The 3,478-nt window shown below is 70.7% G+C and carries 2 protein-coding genes; both read left to right on the forward strand.

From position 1 onward, the window contains the following. Nucleotides 1–2,868 (forward strand): cobaltochelatase subunit CobN (gene cobN / locus BFF77_RS31360; RefSeq protein WP_066956843.1); only part of this gene is annotated, 2,868 nt, incomplete at its 5' end. Between the two features lie 384 nt (nucleotides 2,869–3,252). Beyond that, nucleotides 3,253–3,478, forward strand: a 226-nt coding sequence (locus BFF77_RS31365; protein ID WP_141698592.1) for a hypothetical protein, incomplete at its 3' end; no start/stop codon positions are given.

Raw genomic sequence — 3,478 nt, forward strand, 5'->3', positions numbered from 1 at the left:
TCCCAGGTGGCGGTACCGGAGTTCGACGGCCGGCTCATCACCGTCCCGTTCTCCTTCAAGGAACTGGACCCCGACGGACTGCCGGTGTACGTCGCCGATCCCGAGCGGGCCGCGCGGGTGGCCGGGATCGCCGTACGCCACGCCCGTCTGCGCCACCGCCCGAACGCGGACAAGCGCCTCGCGCTGGTGCTCTCCGCGTACCCGACCAAGCACTCCCGTATCGGCAACGCGGTCGGCCTGGACACCCCGGCCAGCGCGGTGGCCCTGCTCCGCCGGCTGCGGGCCGAGGGCTACGACTTCGGATCCGGCCCCAACGACGAGTCCGTCCCCGGTCTGGAGTCGGGCGACGGCGACGAGCTGATCTACGCGCTCATCGAGGCCGGCGGCCATGACCAGGAGTGGCTCACCGAGGAGCAGCTCGCCCGTAACCCGGTCCGTGTCCCGGCCGCCGACTACCGCCGCTGGTACGGGCAACTCCCGTCCGAACTGCGCGAGTCCGTCGAGGAGCACTGGGGACCGCCGCCCGGCGAGATGTTCGTGGACCGCAGCCGGGTCGCCTCGGGCGGCGACCCGGACGGCGACATCGTCCTCGCCGCCCTCCGGCGCGGCAATCTGCTCATCCTCATCCAGCCGCCGCGCGGCTTCGGCGAGAACCCGATCGCGATCTACCACGATCCCGATCTGCCGCCCTCGCACCACTACCTGGCCGCCTACCGCTGGATCCAGGCCGACCGCGCGGACGGCGGCTTCGGCGCCGACGCCATGATCCACCTCGGCAAGCACGGCAATCTGGAGTGGCTGCCCGGCAAGAACGCCGGCCTCTCCGCCGCCTGCGCTCCCGACGCGGCGCTGGGCGATCTGCCGCTGATCTATCCGTTCCTGGTCAACGACCCGGGCGAGGGTACGCAGGCCAAGCGGCGAGTACACGCCACGCTCGTGGACCATCTCGTACCGCCGATGGCGCGCGCCGAGTCGTACGGCGACATCGCGCGCCTGGAGCAACTGCTCGACGAGTACGCGGCGATCTCCGCCATGGACCCGGCGAAGCTGCCCGCGATCCGCGCGCAGATCTGGACGCTGATCCAGGCCGCCAAGCTCGACCACGATCTCGGCCTGGAGGACCGCCCCGACGATGACGGGTTCGACGACTTCCTGCTCCATGTCGACGGCTGGCTGTGCGAGGTCAAGGACGCGCAGATCCGCGACGGACTGCATGTCCTGGGCGGCGCGCCGACCGGGGACGCGCGGGTCAACCTGGTCCTCGCCGTCCTGCGCGCCCGCCAGATCTGGGGCGGTACGACCTCTCTCCCGGGGCTGCGCGAGGCGCTGGGCCTGGACGAGTCGGCCGCGACCCGCACCGACGCCGACGAGACGGAGCGGCGGGCCCGCGCGCTCGTCCAGGCGATGGAGGACGCGGGGTGGGATCCGGCGGCGGTGGAGCGCGTGGTGGCCGGCGACCCGTCCGCTGATCCGTCCGGCGACCCGTCCGGTGATCCGCGGCAGATCGCCGACATCCTCCGCTTCGCCGCCCGCGAGGTCGTGCCGAGGCTGGCCGGCACCGTCGACGAGATCGACCATGTGGTGCACGCGCTGAACGGCGGATTCGTACCGGCCGGTCCGTCCGGATCGCCGCTGCGCGGACTGGTCAATGTGCTTCCGACCGGCCGCAACTTCTACTCCGTCGACCCGAAGGCCGTCCCGAGCCGGCTCGCCTGGGAGACCGGACAGGCCCTCGCCGACTCCCTCCTGGAGCGCTACCGCACCGACAACGGTGACTGGCCGACCTCGGTCGGGCTCTCGCTCTGGGGCACGAGCGCGATGCGCACCTCCGGCGACGACATCGCCGAGGCCCTCGCCCTGCTGGGGATCAGGCCCGTCTGGGACGACGCGTCGCGCCGGGTCACCGGACTGGAGCCGATCGCGCTCGACGAGCTGGGCCGGCCCCGTATCGATGTCACCCTCCGCATCAGCGGTTTCTTCCGCGATGCCTTTCCGCACGCGATCGGCCTGCTGGACGACGCGGTCCGGCTGGCCGCGTCGCTGGACGAACCGGCCGAGGCCAACCACATCCGCGCCCACGCCCAGGCCGATCTGGCGGCGCACGGTGACGAACGCCGGGCCACCACCCGTATCTTCGGCTCCCGGCCCGGTACGTACGGAGCGGGCATCCTCCAGCTCATCGACAGCCGCGACTGGCGCACGGACGCCGATCTCGCCGAGGTCTACACGGTGTGGGGCGGCTACGCGTACGGCCGTGAACTCGACGGCCGGCCCGCCCGCGCCGAGATGGAGACCGCGTACAAGCGCATCGCGGTGGCCGCGAAGAACACCGACACGCGCGAGCACGACATCGCGGACTCCGACGACTACTTCCAGTACCACGGAGGGATGGTCGCCACGGTCCGCGCGCTGAAGGGCACGGCGCCGGAGGCGTACATCGGCGACTCCACCCGCCCGGAGACGGTCCGTACGCGCACGCTGGTGGAGGAGACGTCGCGCGTCTTCCGCGCCCGCGTGGTCAATCCCCGCTGGATCGAGGCGATGCGCCGCCACGGCTACAAGGGAGCCTTCGAACTCGCCGCGACCGTCGACTATCTCTTCGGGTACGACGCGACGACGGGCGTGGTCGCCGACTGGATGTACGACAAGCTGACCGAGACCTATGTCCTGGACCCGGAGAACCGCGCGTTCCTCCAGGAGGCCAACCCCTGGGCCCTGCACGGCATCGCGGAACGCCTGCTGGAGGCGGAGTCCCGCGGCATGTGGGCGAAGCCGGACCCGGCGGTGCTGGCCGAACTCCGGAAGGTGTTCCTGGAGACGGAGGGTGAGCTGGAGGGCGGGGAGGACGGCGAGGACGAGGAGGGCTGACCGCCGTTCCGTGTTCTCCGTGTCCCTGGACCTTGCGCGTCCTCGGACCTTGCGTGTCCTGGGGTATCTGAATCTGAACCTGAGGCATTTTCGGCCGGGCCCGGTCCTTTCGGGTCCGGCCGCCGGTCTGTTTGCGCCATGCCCATGACGGAAATGGCCGACGCGGCCGATGGCTTTTGTGTTGCCGCGGGGTAAAGGCGCACGTGACTCGGGCATAGGCGGTCAGGCCGGTTTCGAGCGGGCGTGCGCCTTTGAGACATCGTTGTCGTGCGCTGCTGACAAAGACATCGTCCGCTGAAACGATCAACACACCGCGCGGTCGTCACATCCACATCGCATTTCTCCCTGCCGTCATGAACAAGCCGGACAGAAGGAGCACCAGGAGTGACGAACACCTCCCGTACCCCACGTGCCTCACACACCTCACGTGTCTCACGTACCACGCGTGTCCCAGGCATCTTCGGCACCTCCCCCGACTCCCGTAACTCCTCCACAGGCACGGGCGCTTCCCTCCGCCGCCACCGCGTGGTCACGGCCGCGGCCGTCACCGTGGCCGCGCTCTTCGTCTCGGTCCTGCCCGCGACGGGCGCCGTCGCGGGCAGGACCGAGA

The organism is Streptomyces lushanensis, from assembly GCF_001700515.1.
Lineage (GTDB): Bacteria > Actinomycetota > Actinomycetes > Streptomycetales > Streptomycetaceae > Streptomyces > Streptomyces lushanensis.